The sequence below is a fragment of the Sphingobacterium haloxyli genome (assembly GCF_002980525.1).
Classification (GTDB): domain Bacteria; phylum Bacteroidota; class Bacteroidia; order Sphingobacteriales; family Sphingobacteriaceae; genus Sphingobacterium; species Sphingobacterium haloxyli.
In genome coordinates this window covers 215,230-232,701 of sequence record NZ_PVBQ01000002.1, presented here as the reverse complement: position 1 = coordinate 232,701, position 17,472 = coordinate 215,230, and the positions used below count along the sequence as shown (strand labels likewise).

The following is a 17,472-nucleotide window of genomic DNA, read 5'->3' as shown; positions in this document are numbered from 1 at the left end:
ACAAAGACAATGATATTATCAGATAAAAGAATTCTAGAAGAAATAGACAACGGCACCATCGTCATCGAACCATTCGACCGAAAATGCTTGGGAACAAATTCATACGATGTCCACTTGGGTAAGTATCTTGCCACCTATAAAGACGATGTCCTAGATGCAAAAAAGCACAACGAAATCGCACATTTTGAAATACCGGAAGAAGGATTTATCCTCCAACCGGGGAAACTGTATTTAGGCGTTACATTGGAATACACCGAGACACACGGGCATGTCCCGTTTCTGGAAGGAAAATCCAGTACAGGTCGTTTGGGAATAGACATCCATGCGACAGCTGGTAAAGGAGATGTAGGCTTTTGTAATACCTGGACGCTGGAGATCTCTGTAGCGCAACCCGTCCGGGTGTATGCAGGCATGCCTGTCGGCCAACTTATCTATTTCGTCGTTGACGGCGATATCGAAACGCTTTATAACACGAAAGGAAATGCCAAATACAATAACAAAACCATCCGTCCTGTAGAGAGCATGATGTGGAAAAATGCATTCTAATAAAGAAGTTGCAAGCAACTTCTTTATTAGAATTCCATGAGATAAGCCTTCAAAAACGCGTCGAGATCGCCATCCAGCACGGCTTGCGTGTTGGATGTTTCCACATTCGTACGCAGGTCTTTGATCAATTTATAGGGATGCAGCACGTAATTCCGGATTTGCGAACCCCATTCTATCTTTTTCTTAGAACCTTCAATCGCTGCGGTCGCTTCCTGACGTTTCCGCATTTCAATCTCATAAAGCTGGGATTTCAACAAGCGCAGCGCATTTTCTTTATTCTGAAGCTGCGAGCGCGACTCCTGGTTCTTAATGATAATACCTGTCGGCTTGTGATGTAAACGGACGGCTGTCTCGACTTTGTTCACGTTCTGTCCGCCGGCACCTCCAGAGCGAAAAGTATCCCATTCGATATCGGCGTCTTTCACGTCGATCTCGATGTTATCGTCCACCAACGGGTAAACATATACCGAAGCAAAAGACGTATGCCGTTTCGCGTTGGAATCAAACGGTGAAATCCGAACCAAGCGGTGCACCCCGTTTTCCCCTTTTAAATAGCCGTATGCAAAGTTTCCCGAAAATTGTAGCGTCACCGTTTTGATTCCCGCTACATCGCCTTCCTGATAATCCTGCTCTACTACCTTGCATCCGTGTCTTTCGCCCCACATGATGTACATGCGCATCAACATGGAAGCCCAATCGCAGGATTCGGTACCGCCCGCTCCTGCTGTAATCTGCAAAATAGCGTCAAGCTGATCCTCTTCGGAACTTAACATGTTCTTAAATTCCAATTCGGCTACTTGAGCAAGGGTCGTTTCATATTGTTCATTTACATCTTGCTCACTCGCATCACCAGATTGAAAAAATTCATACATGACGCCCACATCGTCCACCGCGGCCGACACTTCGTCGAAATGATCTGTCCATACTTTCAACGCCTTAATCGCATGCAAAACTTTCTCCGCCGCTTTGGGTTCGTCCCAAAAATCGGGGCGCAACGTAATTTCTGTTTTTTCTACTATCTCTGATTTCCGTGCATCGATGTCAAAGATGCCTCCTTAGGGACGTTACTCTATCCCTCAAGTCTTGAATTTGTTCCTTGGTCATGCCCAAAAATAAAATAAAACCCTCATGAATCCTAATTCAGAAAAAAAGTCAAAAAAAGCTATCTTTGATCTAAACAAAACAAACGAACACAAATATGTTTCCAAACGTAGATTTCACAACCACACAAGCGTACAAATACCTAGCAGACCATTATATTTCCATTAATGAGAAATCCTTAAAACAGCTATTTGCCGAAGACCCACAGCGCTTCGAGAAGTTCTCGCTACAATTGGAGGATATCTTGGTGGATTTTTCGAAGAACAGGATAGATGACAAAACGCTAGCACTTTTGGTACAGCTGGCAAAAGAATGTCAACTAGGAGAGGCTATCGAAGCCATGTTCGGCGGAAAAAAAATCAATCAAACGGAGGGAAGACAAGTATTGCATACCGCCTTACGCAATCAGTCAACACGTCCCGTGTTGGTGGATGGTGAAGATATTATGCCCAAAATAAAAGCTGTGCAGGCGCAAATGAAAGACTTTACCAACAGGATTCTTTCGGGCGAATGGAAAGGGTATACCGGCAAAGAGATAACGGATGTGGTGAACATCGGCATTGGCGGCTCAGATTTAGGGCCCGTGATGGTAACGGAAGCCCTGAAGGCATACAAAACGCGGCTGAACATGCATTTTGTATCCAACGTAGACGGCACACATATTGCGGAGACATTAAAAGGACTAAATCCGGAAACAACTCTCTTTCTTATCGCGTCTAAAACCTTTACAACGCAGGAAACAATGGCTAACGCCAAATCCGCAAAAGCTTGGTTCTTGGCCTCCGACGCTAAAGAGGCTGATGTAGCAAAGCATTTTGCAGCGTTAAGTACAAATGAACAAGGTGTAGCTGCGTTCGGCATCGACACCAGCAACATGTTTGAATTTTGGGATTGGGTAGGTGGTCGATATTCGTTATGGTCAGCCATCGGATTATCCATCGCTTTAGGTATCGGCTATGCTAATTTTGAACAGCTTCTTCAAGGTGCCCATGCGGCAGATGAACACTTTAAAGACACGGCGCTTGAACAGAATATCCCTGTTATACTTGCTTTGCTGGGCATTTGGTATAATAATTTTTTTGACGCAGAAAGCCATGCTATTTTACCGTATGACCAATATATGCACCGTTTTGCAGCCTATTTCCAACAGGGTGATATGGAAAGTAACGGAAAATATATTGACAGGAACGGCAACCGGGTAGATTATCAAACAGGTCCTATTATTTGGGGAGAGCCCGGCACCAACGGACAGCACGCTTTTTATCAGCTCATCCATCAAGGCACGAAATTAATTCCTTGTGATTTTATTGCTCCTGCTGTCTCACATAACCCCATCGGCAATCATCATCAATTACTGCTATCCAACTTTTTCGCACAGACCGAAGCACTTATGAACGGAAAGACGGAAGAAGAAGTGGTAGGCGAGCTACAGAAAGCCGGTAAAACAGAAGCGGAAATTACAGCACTGAAAAATTTTAAAGTATTTGAAGGTAACCGTCCCACCAACTCGTTCCTTGTTAAGAAAATCACGCCCTATACGCTCGGCTGCTTGACAGCCCTTTATGAGCACAAGATTTTTGTTCAAGGCGTTATTTGGAATATATTCAGTTTCGATCAGTGGGGTGTAGAGCTAGGCAAACAATTAGCAAATAAGATTCTTCCCGAATTAGAAAACGACGAACCCGTAAATGCACACGATGTATCTACAAACGGCTTGATCAACCAGTACAAAGCCTGGCGGTAAATAAGTAGGGGCGCAATGCGCGCCCCTACTGTCAGTTTAATATCTCATTCAGCTTCTCTTCCAGTGCTGGCCCCCTTAGGTTGGACGCCACAATTTTCCCTTCCGGATCTAATAAATAATTCTGCGGAATACCCCGAATAGAATATAATTTCACTACCGGTGATTCCCAGAATTGCAAATCGGATACATGCGGCCATTGCTCCAACTTGTCATCGTGAATCGCTTTTATCCAATCTTCCTTTTTTCCCGGGCGATCCAGCGAGACCCCTAGAACAGTAAAGTTTTTGTCTTTAAATTTCTCAAAAGCGGCAACTACCGTTGGATTCTCGTTCCGGCAGGGGCCACACCAACTCGCCCAAAAGTCCACTAGAACATATTTGCCGCGCATGGAAGAAAGCGCTAACTCATTACCAGCTGTGTCAGGTAATACAAAATCGGGTGCCAGGGCGCCGATCGCTAGCTTCTCCATATTCGCAATTTTTTCCCCTAACCGCTTACCCAAACCTGTAGCCTTTAAACTGCTTGATAAGCCTTCATAAGCTGGCTTTACGAAACTGGCTAGCTTTTCAGGAGATGCTTCCTCATCCAAGATAGTTAATGAAACATAGCTATTGGGATTCGAAGTGACGAATGCTTCGCTAATATCCGCTTGTTTTTCATAGAGCTCTTCTGCCTTTGCTTGAAGACCTTGAATAAAGGTTTCATCCTGCTTCTGCTCGTCTGGAGCCGCTTGATACTCGGCATCTAAGGCCGCAAACCCCTCATTAATGTCGTTCAACAAGCCCTGATACTTCGAAAAGTCATCATTGATAGCGTTACCTGTTGCTTTTGCACTGATAAAATCATCTCCTTCAAACTTGACAACTCCTTTAGCGAGATACACTGAATTTATAGGAGGTCGCTCCCCGCTGGCACGCAATTCATCCATCGTCTCCCCGTTCGCTGCTAAAACTAGCATCGCCCGGGTAGGGTGTGCGACCGTCCCCTGATACTTAAATGCACCGTTCGCCATAACCACGGAATCCAAAACGGTTTGGCCATTATCTCTATATTGAAAAAAGACTTTGGCTCCTTCTTGCGCACCCCCTACCTTTCCATTTATGGTAAAGTCCTCTTGGGCAAATAGCAACGCTGGGATTGCCATTATCGTCGTTAATATTCCTGTTTTCATTTTAATGTGTTATGTTGTTTATTGTTACTATGTCGTCTACTATCCTGACACATCGTTACTCGTTTTCACAAATTACCAACGTCCACTAGCTCCGCCGCCACCGAAGCCACCGCCACCAAAACCTCCAAAACCACCACTTCCTCCTCCACCGAAGCCGCCGCCACCGCCGCCACCTCTACCCAAACCACTAAGCAAAGTCCACCAAAAGATATTTGAAGCGCCTCTCCCCGTCATCACACGTCCTCCACGTCCGCCACCGCCACCCTTTGAAAATAGGGATATGATGATGATCGCTATAATGACAATCAAGATAACAGGTACACCGTCGCCGCCCTCTCGCCGTTCCCGGGCGTCAGCTTTGTATTCACCTTTTGTATACGCGATAATCGCATTTGTTGCCGCATCGAGGCCCTGATAATATTGCTGTCGACTAAAGTGGGGTCTTATTTCATTCTGAATAATCCGATGCGCGATGATATCCGGCAAGACTCCTTCCATACCATAACCTGTTTGGATAGTAACTGTCCTGTCTTCCAACGCAGCCAACAAAATAACCCCATTATTATATTTTTTACCCCCAACGCCCCACTTTTGCCCTAATCGAACGGCGTAATCCCCAACGTCATAGCCGTCGGTTGTCCTCACCAACACGACAGCAATCTGCGTTGATGTCGAGTCTTCAAAGGCCAGCAATTTCCGCTCCAATGCTTGGACTTCAGTGCGGCTCAACGTTCCGGTATAATCCGTAACCAGTTGGTTCGGGGCATCGGGTAAATCTTGTGCAAAAAGCGAAAAAATTGAGCCCAATAGCACAAGAAATACAGCTCCAATCCATTTTATGGCCGGCTTAAACAATATATATAGTTGCATTGGATTTTTAATTTGTTCCAAAATAAATATCATTTGGAAGTTCATTCACGTCATCAACACCACGAGGAAAATAGCGTTGTAACTGATCCCCTACATGGTGTATCCCTTCAATGAGCCCTTGGACGATATCATCACGACGGAAGAAAGAAATCATCAGTTCCCGCGTCTCATCCCAAAAATTGGCCTCTAATTTTGTATCTAAACCGCGGTCTCCTATAATGGCAAATTCGTGATCATCTATTGCCATGTAGATAAGCACGCCGTTATTTAATCCCGTTTTATGCATTTCCAATTTTTCGAAATACGCCACCGCCGCATCCATCGCAGAAGATGCCTTTAATTTTTCATCGATTACGAGACGAATCTCACCCGACGTTTTTGCCTCTGCTACATTGATAGCGTGAACAATACGATCTTGTTCTTCTGATGAAAATATATCCATATCAAACCCTCCTACTCAACTTTTCGTTATTAAAATGTATGCTAAAACTCCACCGTAGGCGCCTTGTCAGATCCTTCCGCCGCTTTAAACGTTCCTTTCGGCTTAAACCCGAAGATGCCGGCCATAATGTTATTTGGAAAACTCCTTACTGTCGTATTATAATCTTGAACAGCTTCATTATATGAACGTCGTTCCACAGAGATACGGTTTTCCGTTCCCTCTAACTGTACTTGCAATTCTTGAAAATTGGAGTTTGCTTTCAAATCTGGATAAGCCTCTACACTCACTAACAATCTGCCAATAGACTGTGACAATGCATCCTGCGTTTGCTGATAGTTACCAATAGCCTCTTCAGTTAGATTAGACGGGTCAACTGTAACGGAAGTAGCCTTCGCACGCGCCTCCACAACAGCCGTTAATGTCCCCTCTTCGTGTTCAGCGGCACCTCTTACCGTTGCTACTAAATTAGGAATCAAGTCCGCACGGCGCTGGTAGGCGTTTTCTACCTGTGCCCACTTTCCTTTTACATTCTCATCTTTAGAGACCATGGTGTTATACCCACAAGAGCTGAATGACAGCGCTGTAAACAAACCTACGATTGCAATAAGTAATCTTTTCATCTGTGACGTTTTATTCAAATTTTTATAAAAATACTAATTATCGTTCTTTTTTTCCGTAAAAAAGAACCAAAAAACTCGTCACTTCAAATGTTTTACATATGGGATAGTGCAGAAATAAGTTTGTACAGTTGTAAAACATTTGGATGTGACCTTTTATGTTTATTGGGGATGGTGCAAATGCGTATATAAAAGCGATCAGGATGGCTTCGCGGTTATATGGGCTGTAACGGCCTAGCATTGTTCCGCGGTCAGCTTTACGCAGACTATTCCATTAAAAACAGAAAGTTGTCCGAGCGTCAGCGAGCTCCTTTCTGTTTAGGAATAGACAAGTAAAGGTCGCGGAACCTTGCAAGTCTTGACTTTTTTTGTTTCTTTTTTCGTCAAGGAAAAAAGAAAAGAGACTACCTTTGTATTTGTTTTTGGGATAAAAACCCAACCATCGTCATTATGCAGAAAGAAATTGAAGTTACCGTATTTCCGGATCAGATTCACGATATCGACTACCTTATCGCGATTGGCTCGGAACAACTAAAGGTAGAACGCTCGCGTATACAGGGGTATCACGTCCGCAAACGGTCTATTGACGCCAGAGGCCGCAAAGTTGTGTATCGTCTTCGCGTCGTTTTCTATATCGACGAGCCTCGTCTCCCGGAAGTATTTACTTCCTCCATTAATCACGTGCATCATGCTGAACCCGTCATTATCATCGGAGCTGGACCGGCTGGACTTTTCGCAGCATACCGATGTTTGGAACGCGGATTTAAACCAATCGTATTAGAACGCGGAAAACCTGTAAAGGACAGAAGACGGGATTTAGCAAAGATAAACCGCGAGGGTGTTGTGAACCCAGAGTCCAATTACTGTTTCGGCGAAGGTGGGGCAGGTACTTATTCAGACGGCAAATTGTATACGCGGTCAAATAAACGCGGCGATGTGGAAAAAGTGCTACAGATTTTTGTACAACACGGTGCTCCACATGATATTTTGGTCGATGCCCGTCCGCATATTGGCACGAACAAACTCCCCCATATTATTGAAGATATGCGTAACACCGTCTTGGAACACGGGGGAGAAATAAGATTCGATTGTCGGGTCGATGATATTCTTACCGATTTCGGAAAGATAAAAGGAGTACGCACGTCGTTAGGAGACACGATACATGCGCATCACGTTATAGTAGCTACGGGACATTCTGCCCGTGATATCTTCCATCTTTTTCAGCGGAAAGGTTGGTCGATAGAGGCTAAACCTTTTGCTTTAGGCGTTCGGATCGAACACCCGCAGGAGATCATCGATCAGACACAATACCATTGCACGACACGTCCCGAAACCCTCCCACCCGCTTATTATAGCCTGGTAGAGCAGGTTAACAACCGGGGTGTCTTTTCTTTTTGTATGTGTCCGGGCGGAATCATTGCCCCCTGTGCTACGGAAGATAGGGAGATCGTCGTTAATGGTTGGTCTCCGTCAAAACGGAATAATCCGCATGCCAATTCGGGTACCGTTACCCAGATTAACTTAGAAGATGTGCCCAATTCGTTATTGGATCCATTCGCGCTCTTGCGATTTCAACAAGAAATAGAACAAAGGGCGTTTCATTTAGGGGGAGGCAACCTGGTTGCTCCGGCACAACGTATGGTCGATTTTGTACAACAAAAAGTCTCCACAACGCTCCCCGGGAACTCTTATAAGCCGGGGACAAAAAGTGTCGATCTTAATGAGGTGTTACCGTCTTTCGTGCATCAAGCATTACGTGGAGCGCTCCCGCTGTTTGGTAAAAAGATGAAGGGGTACTATACCAATGAAGCCATTTTGGTGGGTGTTGAATCCCGAACATCTTCCCCTGTCCGGATTCCAAGAGACCAAGAAACATTGCAGCATCCGGAAATTTCCGGTCTTTACCCCTGCGGGGAGGGTGCAGGCTATGCCGGCGGAATTGTATCGGCGGCAATCGACGGGATCAATTGTGTGGATGCTATTTTGAAATATTAAAATTCAAAAAGCTATTGACAGATATATACCGAATCGCTATCTTTGTACCACAATCAGCGAAAGTAGCTCAGTTGGTAGAGCACAACCTTGCCAAGGTTGGGGTCGCGAGTTCGAATCTCGTCTTTCGCTCGAAGAAAGGCCTCTGTATATGCAGAGGCTTTTTGTTTTTCACTAACGGAATTTTCTGAAAACGTGAGGTTAACGTACTTTCTATTTGATAAAGAACATATATAAATAGGAATTAATACTTAAATTTGTGCAAGGCTTCGTACAATTCTGATTACGCTAAACCAAAAAATGAGACATAAGCTAATTTTCATATTATTAATCGTTGTAGGCATCAACAAACAAGTATTCTCTCAGCCTTTTGGATTACGCTTTGCCAGTTACGAAATTGTGCAGGATAAACGGACCTCGTTGGATTTAAGTGCAAATAAAACCATCTGCTTCGACCGTAATTTTGAGTTGTCTTTTGATTTTTCTTTTTATTCCGGCTATTCAGAATATTTTGGCTACATATTCCGGATAATAAATGATGAAGAACAAAATATAGACTTAATTTATGACCACCGGCGTTCAGAAAAAGAAAACTTTAAAATTATTATAGGAGATAAGGCTTCGAATATAAAATTCAACATCAGCCTCGAGGAATTATTCAAAGGCTGGCATACCATCAAGTTAAAATTTGATGTTGAAAAAAGTGAACTGCACGTATTTGTTAACGACAAAGTGCTACTTGACAAGGTTAAACTCAAAAAAAGCTGTTATAAAATACTTTTTGGAGCAAATAACTATAAAGATTTTAAGGTTACCGATGTTCCCCCGATGAAACTTAAAAATATTAAGTTGAAAGAGGAAAATAACACCGCTTATTTCTGGCCGCTCGACGGTATAGAAGATGATATAATAGTTGACAAAAATAACGGGCTGGCGGCAATAACCTTTAATCCTATTTGGATTAGGGAAAAACATCGGGACTGGGATCTCGTCAAACGTGCTACCATCAAAGGAGTTGCAAGCTTGGCGTTTGACAGTGTTAAGAACGATATGTATCTCATTGGCGAGGATTCTCTCTATATATATAATATAATCAACAAAACACTTAGCCTCAAAGCATATCCCCATACTTATCATTTATTGGCCGGAAACCAGTCTTTATTTGCTTCAGATAGATTGCTTAATTTATATATAGATCAACAACTAATCTCTACGTACGATTCTGTAACAAACAGCTGGACAAGTGAATATATATTCCCAGACGTCATTACGAACTTTTGGCATTATAATAAATTTTATTCTTCATTGGATTCTTCTCTTTATATGGTTGGGGGTTATGGACAATTTAAGTATAAAAGTAATATTTATAGATACCACTTGCCCTCGAAGGAATGGACGGAAGTAAATCCAGCGGAAGGGTTTGTACCGAGATATTTGGCGGCATTAGGACAGCTGGGAGATGGGGCTTACCTATTAGGGGGATATGGCAGCACTACCGGAGAGCAGATATTAAATCCAAGAAATTTATACGATTTAATCTATTTTGATATCAAAAACAAGACCGTTACAAAGATTCTGGAGCTCGATCCTAAGGAAGAAAATTTTGCCTTTGCCAACTCGATGGTTGTTGATGCCAAGAACCGTAGGTATTATGCGCTAACTTTTCCGAACCATAAATACAATTCACATTTACAGTTAATACAGGGCTCTCTTGATTCTGCATATTATAAATTATTAGGGAACGAGCTACCCTATACTTTCCACGATATTCACTCATTCGCTGATTTATATTATAGTCCGGGAAGTAAGCAATTTATTGCCGTAACCACGTTTCATGATGATGAAAGTAATCAGACGGATATAAGTATTTACGTTTTGGGAAGCCCTCCGCTAGAAATGAAGTTCAATAACCGCTTTCTATCTTATAACAGCTGGGTTTATTTAATACTGCTCTTCGGATTGATTGTCTTCTTGTTTCTATTTTTTCGCAATCGCAAAAATAGAACTGTCGGAAAAAAAACAACGCACCGGGAAGAGATACCCAACGTCCCGGAAGATGTCGCTACGCTTTCACCTCAGCAAGGGGCTCCCGCCATCATCGCTCAAGAGGCGGAGCCGGAGGATGTGCCAAAAACAAATACCATATTCCTTTTTGGGGATTTTCAAATCTATGACAAGGAAGGAAATGATATTACGAGACTCTTTACCCCATTGATTAAGGAACTGTTGTTAATAGCCCTTTTATATACTTTAAGATGGGGAAGGGGAATAAGCTCCCAAAAATTGACGGAAATTTTATGGTTCGATAAAACAACAGAAAGTGCGAGGAACAATCGTTCAGTGAATATTGCAAAGCTGAAAAGTATTTTAGATAAGCTAGAGGGCTTCCAGGTATCTAAAGAAACTGGTTACTGGAAAATTAATGTAGATGCTCCGTCATATATAGATTACAAAGATTATTTACACATTGTAAATAGGGAGAAAAAAATTTCCAAGATGGAAGTCAACCGTTTAACGGAGATTGTCCAACGAGGTAGTTTTTTATCTAATCTGGAATATGAGTGGCTGGATCCATTTAAATCTGAAATATCGAATGACGTTATAGATACCTATCTACATTATATGTCTACGCTACAAATTAGCGAAGATCCCGAGTTTATTATTGGTTTGGCTAATTACATTTTTTATTTTGATCCAGTAAATGAAGAGGCCATGGTGTTTAAATGCAAAGCGTTGGCTTATCTGGGTAAACATTCTTTGGCTAAGACTACTTTTGATAATTTCAGTAAAGAATATAAGGCCATATATGACGAGGATTTTTATAAAAGCTTTAATGAAATTCTGGAATAAATAAAGAACTTAATCGATTCTTTTGCAAAGCTTAATATCTGGCGCATGCCAGATATTAAGCACTATGCTTCGCCTGTCGGGCTGATTTTGGGCTCTTAAATGATAATCAATATGTCGTCACAATGAATGACTCCCACTCGTCGACTGAAGTACGATTTGCAATTAAAGGGGAATTACCGCTGTTATCGGCACAAACGTATTTATTGTTAACGTCTGCCAACAATCCTATATTTCCGTTGCCTGCGTCAACTTCCGTAAAGGTTTCATAAGATCCAATCACCGTGCGATTGGCAATCAGAGGAGAAGCGCCACCATTATCTGCGCATACATACTGGTTATTAGCTAAAGAACGAAGGGCGATTTTGCCATTACCCGCATCAACAATTGTAAATTTTTCCCACTGCCCGGCAGAAGTACGGTCAGCAATGAGGGGGCTGTTTCCTCCATCATCAGCACATACATATTTTCCGTTAACAAGTGCGGTAAGGGAGACCGTGCTGCCGACAATTAATTTCTTTGTGCTGGTTGACGCCTGTACATGTGCCGTGGGGTGCGTACTGGTATGGGGAATCTGTTGTTTAATCATACGGGCCCCATCCCCTGTCAATCGCAGATAAAAGTCTGCGGAACATGCAATCCCGTCTGCGTCTAATGTCAGGAAATATTGGTTGGTTGGTATCATGGAGCTGTTTTCTGCAGCTTTGGCTATTGCCGTCGCTTCGTCGTATTCATCAAACATAGCTACGTATGCGCTTGGAATCCCTTTCACCCTGATGTTAGCAAATTGGCGCCACATGAAATCACCATGAAGCCGCGGGATCATGTTCTGCGCCGTACCAGGCTTCCAGTTTGACCATGCGAATCCGGGAAAGGCAACAGGTTGGTAATCCTGCCCACGGCTATCAAGATAGGCGACATCGGCCTGCATGACTGAAGCATACGTGTCTGCTTCTGCCAGGTTTGAAAAGGTGCCTACGGACCATGGCGTAATCATATCTGCGGCATGATAAGCTGCCATATTTGTCGCATCAGTACGCCAGCCACGGGCGGTACCTGCTATAACATAGCATCCCTGTGCTTTAAACCAATTAATTACATCTGTCCAGGATGTAACATCGCCGGGCCTTCCCGAAACGCCAATTCCCCATATACATACTACTGGTTTACCATTCTGCTTGGCATAGGCAGTGGAATTTGTGTGAACTTGCATCGCATTGGTCCAGTCTGTCTTAATCTCTGCCTGAAAACTATTCCATCCTGATATATCATACATGATGTAAAATTTTCGATCATAATTTTCTGCCTGGTTTCTTGCCTTCGCTACGATGCCATCCCTGAATGCCTTATCTCTGGAATCAACATAAAGATAGTTGCCGAATCGTTGTATAGCAGCACAGTCAATCCCATATTGCTGCATCCATTGAAAATGCTTGGCAACGGTTTGGGACGTCCAGGAAGAAAAGAGTTTAGCCGGCTGGCCATTCCCAAGGTTTCCATAACCGGTCTGGAAAGTGGTTAAATATTCTCTTGTGTCAGGATATAATTCAAACATCTGATTTCCGGGAGCCGGTGTTCCTGAGGCAGCCCAATGACGCCAGGAATTAAACGCAGAACCATCACCAGCAGCTCCAAACCATCCCTGGTAACCGACCACTAATTTTCCGACTACGTCTCCAACGGGCGAACGTAATATATCTGTCGTTATATTTTTAGTATTGGCCATCGCCTCCTTCTCAGGGGATATAGCGGCTTCTTTTTTAGAACAGGAGGCTAGGGCTACTATTAAAAGGCTATAAAGCCCAATTTTTTTTACAGCGATCATTTTCATATTTTTTTAATTTTTGTTTATCTGATTAGATATTATCCCTTTACGACGACAAACCACCTAACTACCGGCTATTTATGGAGTATATAAAACAAGTACTACTGAAAAATTAAAAAACGGCTACAGGAAGAAAAAGTTTATACTGGCAGGTTGGTATGCATATCCCGGATAATAGATGCGTTTGTTATGAACAGCAATTTTATGATAAAAAGTACTTTTTATCATAAAGGAAGCCAACGTGTTTAACCTGGTTATACATTTTCGGCTTCCTTTACTGATACATAAGTGACGGTATTAAAACCGCTACATGTTAGATAACATTACTCCTTTTCAAATTTTAAGTGATCGGCACCTATTGTTAGCGGATTTTCTTCAGATACTAAACCGGTAGCTCTCAAGTACATCCTAAAAAAGTTAATGTTTGTCAAGTCAACTGTTCCTCCCTGTTCTGCTCCCTCGGACAGCTTCAGTTCTACTTTATTCCAACCGTTTTTCGGATTTTCTATTTGGGAAGGGAACCAATGTATCTCGTTCATATCGGCTCTACCGGAACTGCTTAATTCGATCTGCGAATTTGTTGCTGCCCAGTCTATTTCACTTACATCAGCGACCCATAACCAAAATGTGAATTTACCATCTTCAATGGTTATTTCCGGGTTTAATGGTGTAGCAAATTCTTTTTTGAACTCTAGAGCACTGCTTCCCCCTTCAGCTGTACTGGTAGGTGTACCCGGACTACCAGGTCTATCTTTAAATATAAAGCTTAATGACCCCGTGCCTTCTTGCTTGTCCAAAGTGTTCAGCGAAAGCTCTGCAGCGGTACCCCTATTCCAGCCGGTAATATCATCACAGGCATCAAGCAGCATATTGTCAACAGGATCTGTTATAACTTCAGCTTCCACAAATTTTATATCGTCTAAAGCAACAGAGAACGGGGTTGTCGTTGCTTCTTTGAGCTTAAAGTACATTCTAAAGAAATTGATGGCATCCAGATCAGCTCCTCCATCGCCGGAAGCACCGGCTTGACTTACTTTTAATTTGACCTCATTCCATCCGTCTTTTAGAGACAAAGATGCTGTAGACCAGTTAAATTCATTGACATCAGGCCCGCCTGAACTGGTGATCTCTATTTGTCCTGTACTCATGTCTAATTTACTCACATTTTCTATCCATAACCAGAAATTTAGTTGTGCTGTTTCCTTGGTTAACTGCGTAACTATCGGTCGGGTTAACTGTTTTTGCATCCTTAGGTCAAGTCCCGACGTTATGGTGAATTTCACAGATGCAGCACCTTCTTTGCTATCCGTATAGAGAGAGTTGGTTCCAGTCTGCTCCCAACCATCGATCAGATCAGCATTATCAAAAATCTTAGTAATGATAGGGGTCGTAGGATCCGGATCTGTATCACCGGGATCCGGAGTTGGGGGAGTTCCCGTAATAGGTTCTCCGTGAATTAACGGAGGAGCCACATCCTTTGTACAAGCCGTTGTAAAACAGATGAAAATCGATATCAGAAATAAATTTAAAAGCTTCATTTTTTTCATTTTAATGATTTTTAGTTAATTATTGAGTTGATTTTTTTAATTGCTCGGCGTATCTCCATCCTAATTGTGTGGCGGATTTACTGTCAAAATGTAAAGCATCTCCTCTGTCAGTGAGGCCTTCAGAAGAAATTCTATACGTATTTGGAACGGATTGTATAAGCGCCGGAATTTGGTTGTTGATCAATATAAAATTCTCCTTACCATTAAAATCTCTACCTATTTCTCCGATTAGAAATTTTAAGTCCGGGTCCCGTAACTCCTTCCTATATCCGTTAATAATAAGTTTAACCTTATCCCCCCACCCCACGGTGGTATTTGCAAACGCATCTGCTTCCCCCTGTAAATAAAGTACCCCCTTTATTACGCCATCAGTTGCTGCAAAAAGTGATTTTCCTATCGAAGGACCGTAAAGGCTACCTCCCGGTATCCAATGACCAACATTACTGCCACCTTTGGCTGTAGGGATAAGCCCGATTTTTACCTTCGGATCAGCTTCTTCCAACATTTTAATTGCGAAATCTAAACCGGGACCAACGCCGGCGTTGTTTTGTTCTTCCGGATGTAAAGGATGTTTAGCAATATCCCATTCATTTTCCGAGTTCAATACCAATACCCGGTCGTTGGCGATGTCCGCATATTTTATATTTAATGTTGGATGGATATCCGTTAGATAACCGTATCCAGCCATATTAGACTGCCCGGCTAATATATATATGTGGAAATTAGGATCTACAACATGTCCATTATCATAAAAATTAGTGAAACGGATATGGTCAATCTTAAAGATAACAGACTCCCCATCTTCTGAACTAGCATAGAATCTCAAAAAATTAATGCCCGTGAAATCGGTCGTGCCGCCTGTATTAGAACCAGCACTTAGCTTTAATACCACCTCATTCCATCCGTTTTTAAGGCCTAAATAATTAAAGTCCCAAGCGGTTTCATCTAAATCGGCTTTCCCGGAGCTCGAAATTTCAAATTGCCCCGATCCCGTTAATTTAGACAAGTCGGAAACGTATAAAGAAAAACATAGGTACGCTTCATCCGGATCAATGGTTATGTTAAAGGGAGAAAATGATTTGATTAACCTACCTGTCGATGACCCTTCTGATTTTAACGAGCCGTTTCCCTCTGTTTTATCCGTTTGGTCTATGGTGAGTTCGTTGCCCGGGGACTGCCACCCTTCATTATTTTCCAGTCTATCAAAAGAGTGTGTTATCTTACCATCTCCATTTTCTTCTTCTGGCGGCGGGTTGTTCCCATCATCCTCGGGCTCTACTTGTTCTTCATTGTCTTTTTTTGATGCTGGACTCGCTTTTTTACATGCCTGGTTTATGAAAAAAAACATCACAAAAGCGAAAAGGATTAAATTTTTAATCTTCATAACGCTGTTGTTTTATGGAAAGTTTCGGTTTTTCTTTTGATGGCGCTGATCCTGTCTTTTTCAGTAGAGGAATTTCTTTACCCGAAAATTGTAGAAAAGCCCCATTCTTTAAGTGGCTTAGACTCATGAATTAAAATTTAGTTATTTATATATTGATTAACCTATGCAGGATTTTATAGCAAGTATAGCTCGCAACATTAATAAAAGATAAATAAATAATTAATTGTACGAGTTTTTGTGAAAAGGTTTTCTCCCAGGTTGGCAATTTCCGGTTTGGATAGGGCAAAAACTATGCATCGTCCTTTGAATCAAGAGAGGATAAGAGCCTTTAATATCACCTGGAGTGTTAGTTAAATATTAATTTTTTATTAAATGCCCTTATGTATATTTAGTGGGAAATTTAAAGAAAAATAATCAAAAACTAAGTTATATGAATACAAGAAGACGATTTCTCCAAAAAGGACTACTGAGCCTGTCGGGAATAGCATTGGGAAACACAATCCAGTCTACCGCTCAAGCTGCTCAACCCGTAAAGAAAGTAAAAGAAAATCCATTTCATTTAGGAATAGCTGGCTTCAGCTTCGTTAATTTTCAGCTTGATGCATCTCTAGCCATGATGAAACGCTTGGATATAAAATACCTATGCATCAAGGATTTTCATTTACCTTATAACAGCACTGAAAATGAAATTGCCGATTTTCATGCAAAACTGCAACATGCTGGGGTTATCGGTTATGCTGTCGGACCAATTTATACCAAGTCGAAAAAGGAAATTGATGATGCCTTTGATTATGCAAATAGAGTGGGCGTGAGCTTGATCATCGGTGTACCAAACCCCGAGGATCTAACCTATTTATCAGAGAAAGTTAAAGTTACCGGAATTAAGTATGCTATCCATAACCACGGCCCGGAAGATAAGCTTTATCCTAATGCTACCGCTATTTATAATTTTATTAAAAACTTACACCAAAATGTAGGAATCTGCTTTGATATGGGCCATGACGCAAGAGATGGACAAGATGTGATCGAAGACATCCAGCGTTATCATAAGCGTATTTTGGATATTCATCTTAAAAATGTGACCTCAGCGACAGCGGAAGGATCAACCACAGAAGTCGGACGGGGCGTCATAAATATTCCATTATTTATTAAAGCGCTGCGGAACGTAAACTATCGTGGCAAATGTAGCTTAGAGCATGAAAAGGACATGAAAGATCCTTTGCCGGGCCTGGCAGAGTCAGCAGGGTATTTTAGAGGCGTTTTAGCTGATTGATACCGCCAAAACCGCTTACCAGCTCGTGAAGATGAAGTTTTATGTAGTTTACCGTTTATCCAAGTTGGTTTAGGGCTGAAGGCGACGGTAGCCATGCTGGATTTAGCCATTAT

Annotated in this window: 13 protein-coding genes and 1 tRNA gene; 6 read left to right on the top strand and 8 right to left on the bottom strand. The window is 42.2% G+C overall.

The genetic code is table 11. The features are described 5' to 3' along the window. Nucleotides 1-9 precede the first annotated feature (9 nt). On the top strand, nt 10-546 hold the full coding sequence (gene dcd / locus C5745_RS02865; RefSeq protein ID WP_105715460.1) for a dCTP deaminase: 537 nt from the start codon (nt 10-12) through the stop codon (nt 544-546). A 26-nt stretch (nt 547-572) separates the two neighbouring features. On the opposite strand, the gene prfB is transcribed toward dcd, so the two are convergent. Continuing rightward, a protein-coding gene (prfB, locus tag C5745_RS02860) for a peptide chain release factor 2 (RefSeq protein ID WP_117584405.1) occupies nt 573-1,650 on the bottom strand; the annotation gives its coding sequence in 2 pieces (ribosomal slippage) (nt 573-1,589 and nt 1,591-1,650; 1,077 coding nt in all). Between the two features lie 94 nt (nt 1,651-1,744). Here prfB and pgi point away from each other — a divergent pair. Beyond that, on the top strand, nt 1,745-3,391 hold the full coding sequence (gene pgi, locus C5745_RS02855) for a glucose-6-phosphate isomerase (protein WP_105715458.1): 1,647 nt from the start codon (nt 1,745-1,747) through the stop codon (nt 3,389-3,391). 31 nt (nt 3,392-3,422) lie between these two features. Here the strand turns inward: pgi and C5745_RS02850 are convergent, their stop codons facing one another. From C5745_RS02850 to C5745_RS02835, 4 genes are all read right to left on the bottom strand, one after another. Continuing rightward, on the bottom strand, nt 3,423-4,562 hold the full coding sequence (locus tag C5745_RS02850; RefSeq protein ID WP_105715457.1) for a TlpA disulfide reductase family protein: 1,140 nt from the start codon (nt 4,560-4,562) through the stop codon (nt 3,423-3,425). 72 nt (nt 4,563-4,634) lie between these two features. Continuing rightward, entirely contained in the window at nt 4,635-5,432 is a 798-nt protein-coding gene (locus C5745_RS02845) for a TPM domain-containing protein (RefSeq protein WP_105715622.1), read from the bottom strand. Between the two features lie 7 nt (nt 5,433-5,439). Beyond that, entirely contained in the window at nt 5,440-5,874 is a 435-nt protein-coding gene (locus C5745_RS02840) for a TPM domain-containing protein (RefSeq protein WP_105715456.1), read from the bottom strand. A 41-nt stretch (nt 5,875-5,915) separates the two neighbouring features. Next, on the bottom strand, nt 5,916-6,494 hold the full coding sequence (locus tag C5745_RS02835) for a LemA family protein (protein WP_105715455.1): 579 nt from the start codon (nt 6,492-6,494) through the stop codon (nt 5,916-5,918). A 447-nt stretch (nt 6,495-6,941) separates the two neighbouring features. On the opposite strand from C5745_RS02835, the gene C5745_RS02830 reads away from it, so the two are divergent. From C5745_RS02830 to C5745_RS02820, 3 genes are all read left to right on the top strand, one after another. Next, a complete protein-coding gene (locus C5745_RS02830) occupies nt 6,942-8,486 on the top strand; it encodes an NAD(P)/FAD-dependent oxidoreductase (protein ID WP_105715454.1) in 1,545 nt (514 codons plus the stop codon). Nucleotides 8,487-8,542: 56 nt separating this feature from the next. Next, nucleotides 8,543-8,615 (top strand) — tRNA-Gly (locus C5745_RS02825). A 168-nt stretch (nt 8,616-8,783) separates the two neighbouring features. Continuing rightward, nucleotides 8,784-11,333, top strand: coding sequence for a Kelch repeat-containing protein (locus C5745_RS02820; protein ID WP_105715453.1), 2,550 nt, complete (start codon nt 8,784-8,786; stop codon nt 11,331-11,333). 106 nt (nt 11,334-11,439) lie between these two features. Here C5745_RS02820 and C5745_RS02815 read toward each other — a convergent pair whose 3' ends face one another. From C5745_RS02815 to C5745_RS02805, 3 genes are all read right to left on the bottom strand, one after another. Next, nucleotides 11,440-13,161, bottom strand: a complete 1,722-nt coding sequence (locus C5745_RS02815) for a lectin (protein WP_105715452.1) — start codon at nt 13,159-13,161, stop codon at nt 11,440-11,442. 317 nt (nt 13,162-13,478) lie between these two features. After that, a complete protein-coding gene (locus C5745_RS02810; protein ID WP_133166281.1) occupies nt 13,479-14,693 on the bottom strand; it encodes a hypothetical protein in 1,215 nt (404 codons plus the stop codon). Between the two features lie 28 nt (nt 14,694-14,721). Next, complete coding sequence (locus C5745_RS02805; protein WP_105715450.1) at nt 14,722-16,086, bottom strand: sialate O-acetylesterase; 1,365 nt, start codon at nt 16,084-16,086, stop codon at nt 14,722-14,724. A gap of 430 nt (nt 16,087-16,516) precedes the next feature. On the opposite strand from C5745_RS02805, the gene C5745_RS02800 reads away from it, so the two are divergent. After that, on the top strand, nt 16,517-17,359 hold the full coding sequence (locus tag C5745_RS02800; RefSeq protein WP_105715621.1) for a sugar phosphate isomerase/epimerase family protein: 843 nt from the start codon (nt 16,517-16,519) through the stop codon (nt 17,357-17,359). Nucleotides 17,360-17,472 lie beyond the last annotated feature (113 nt).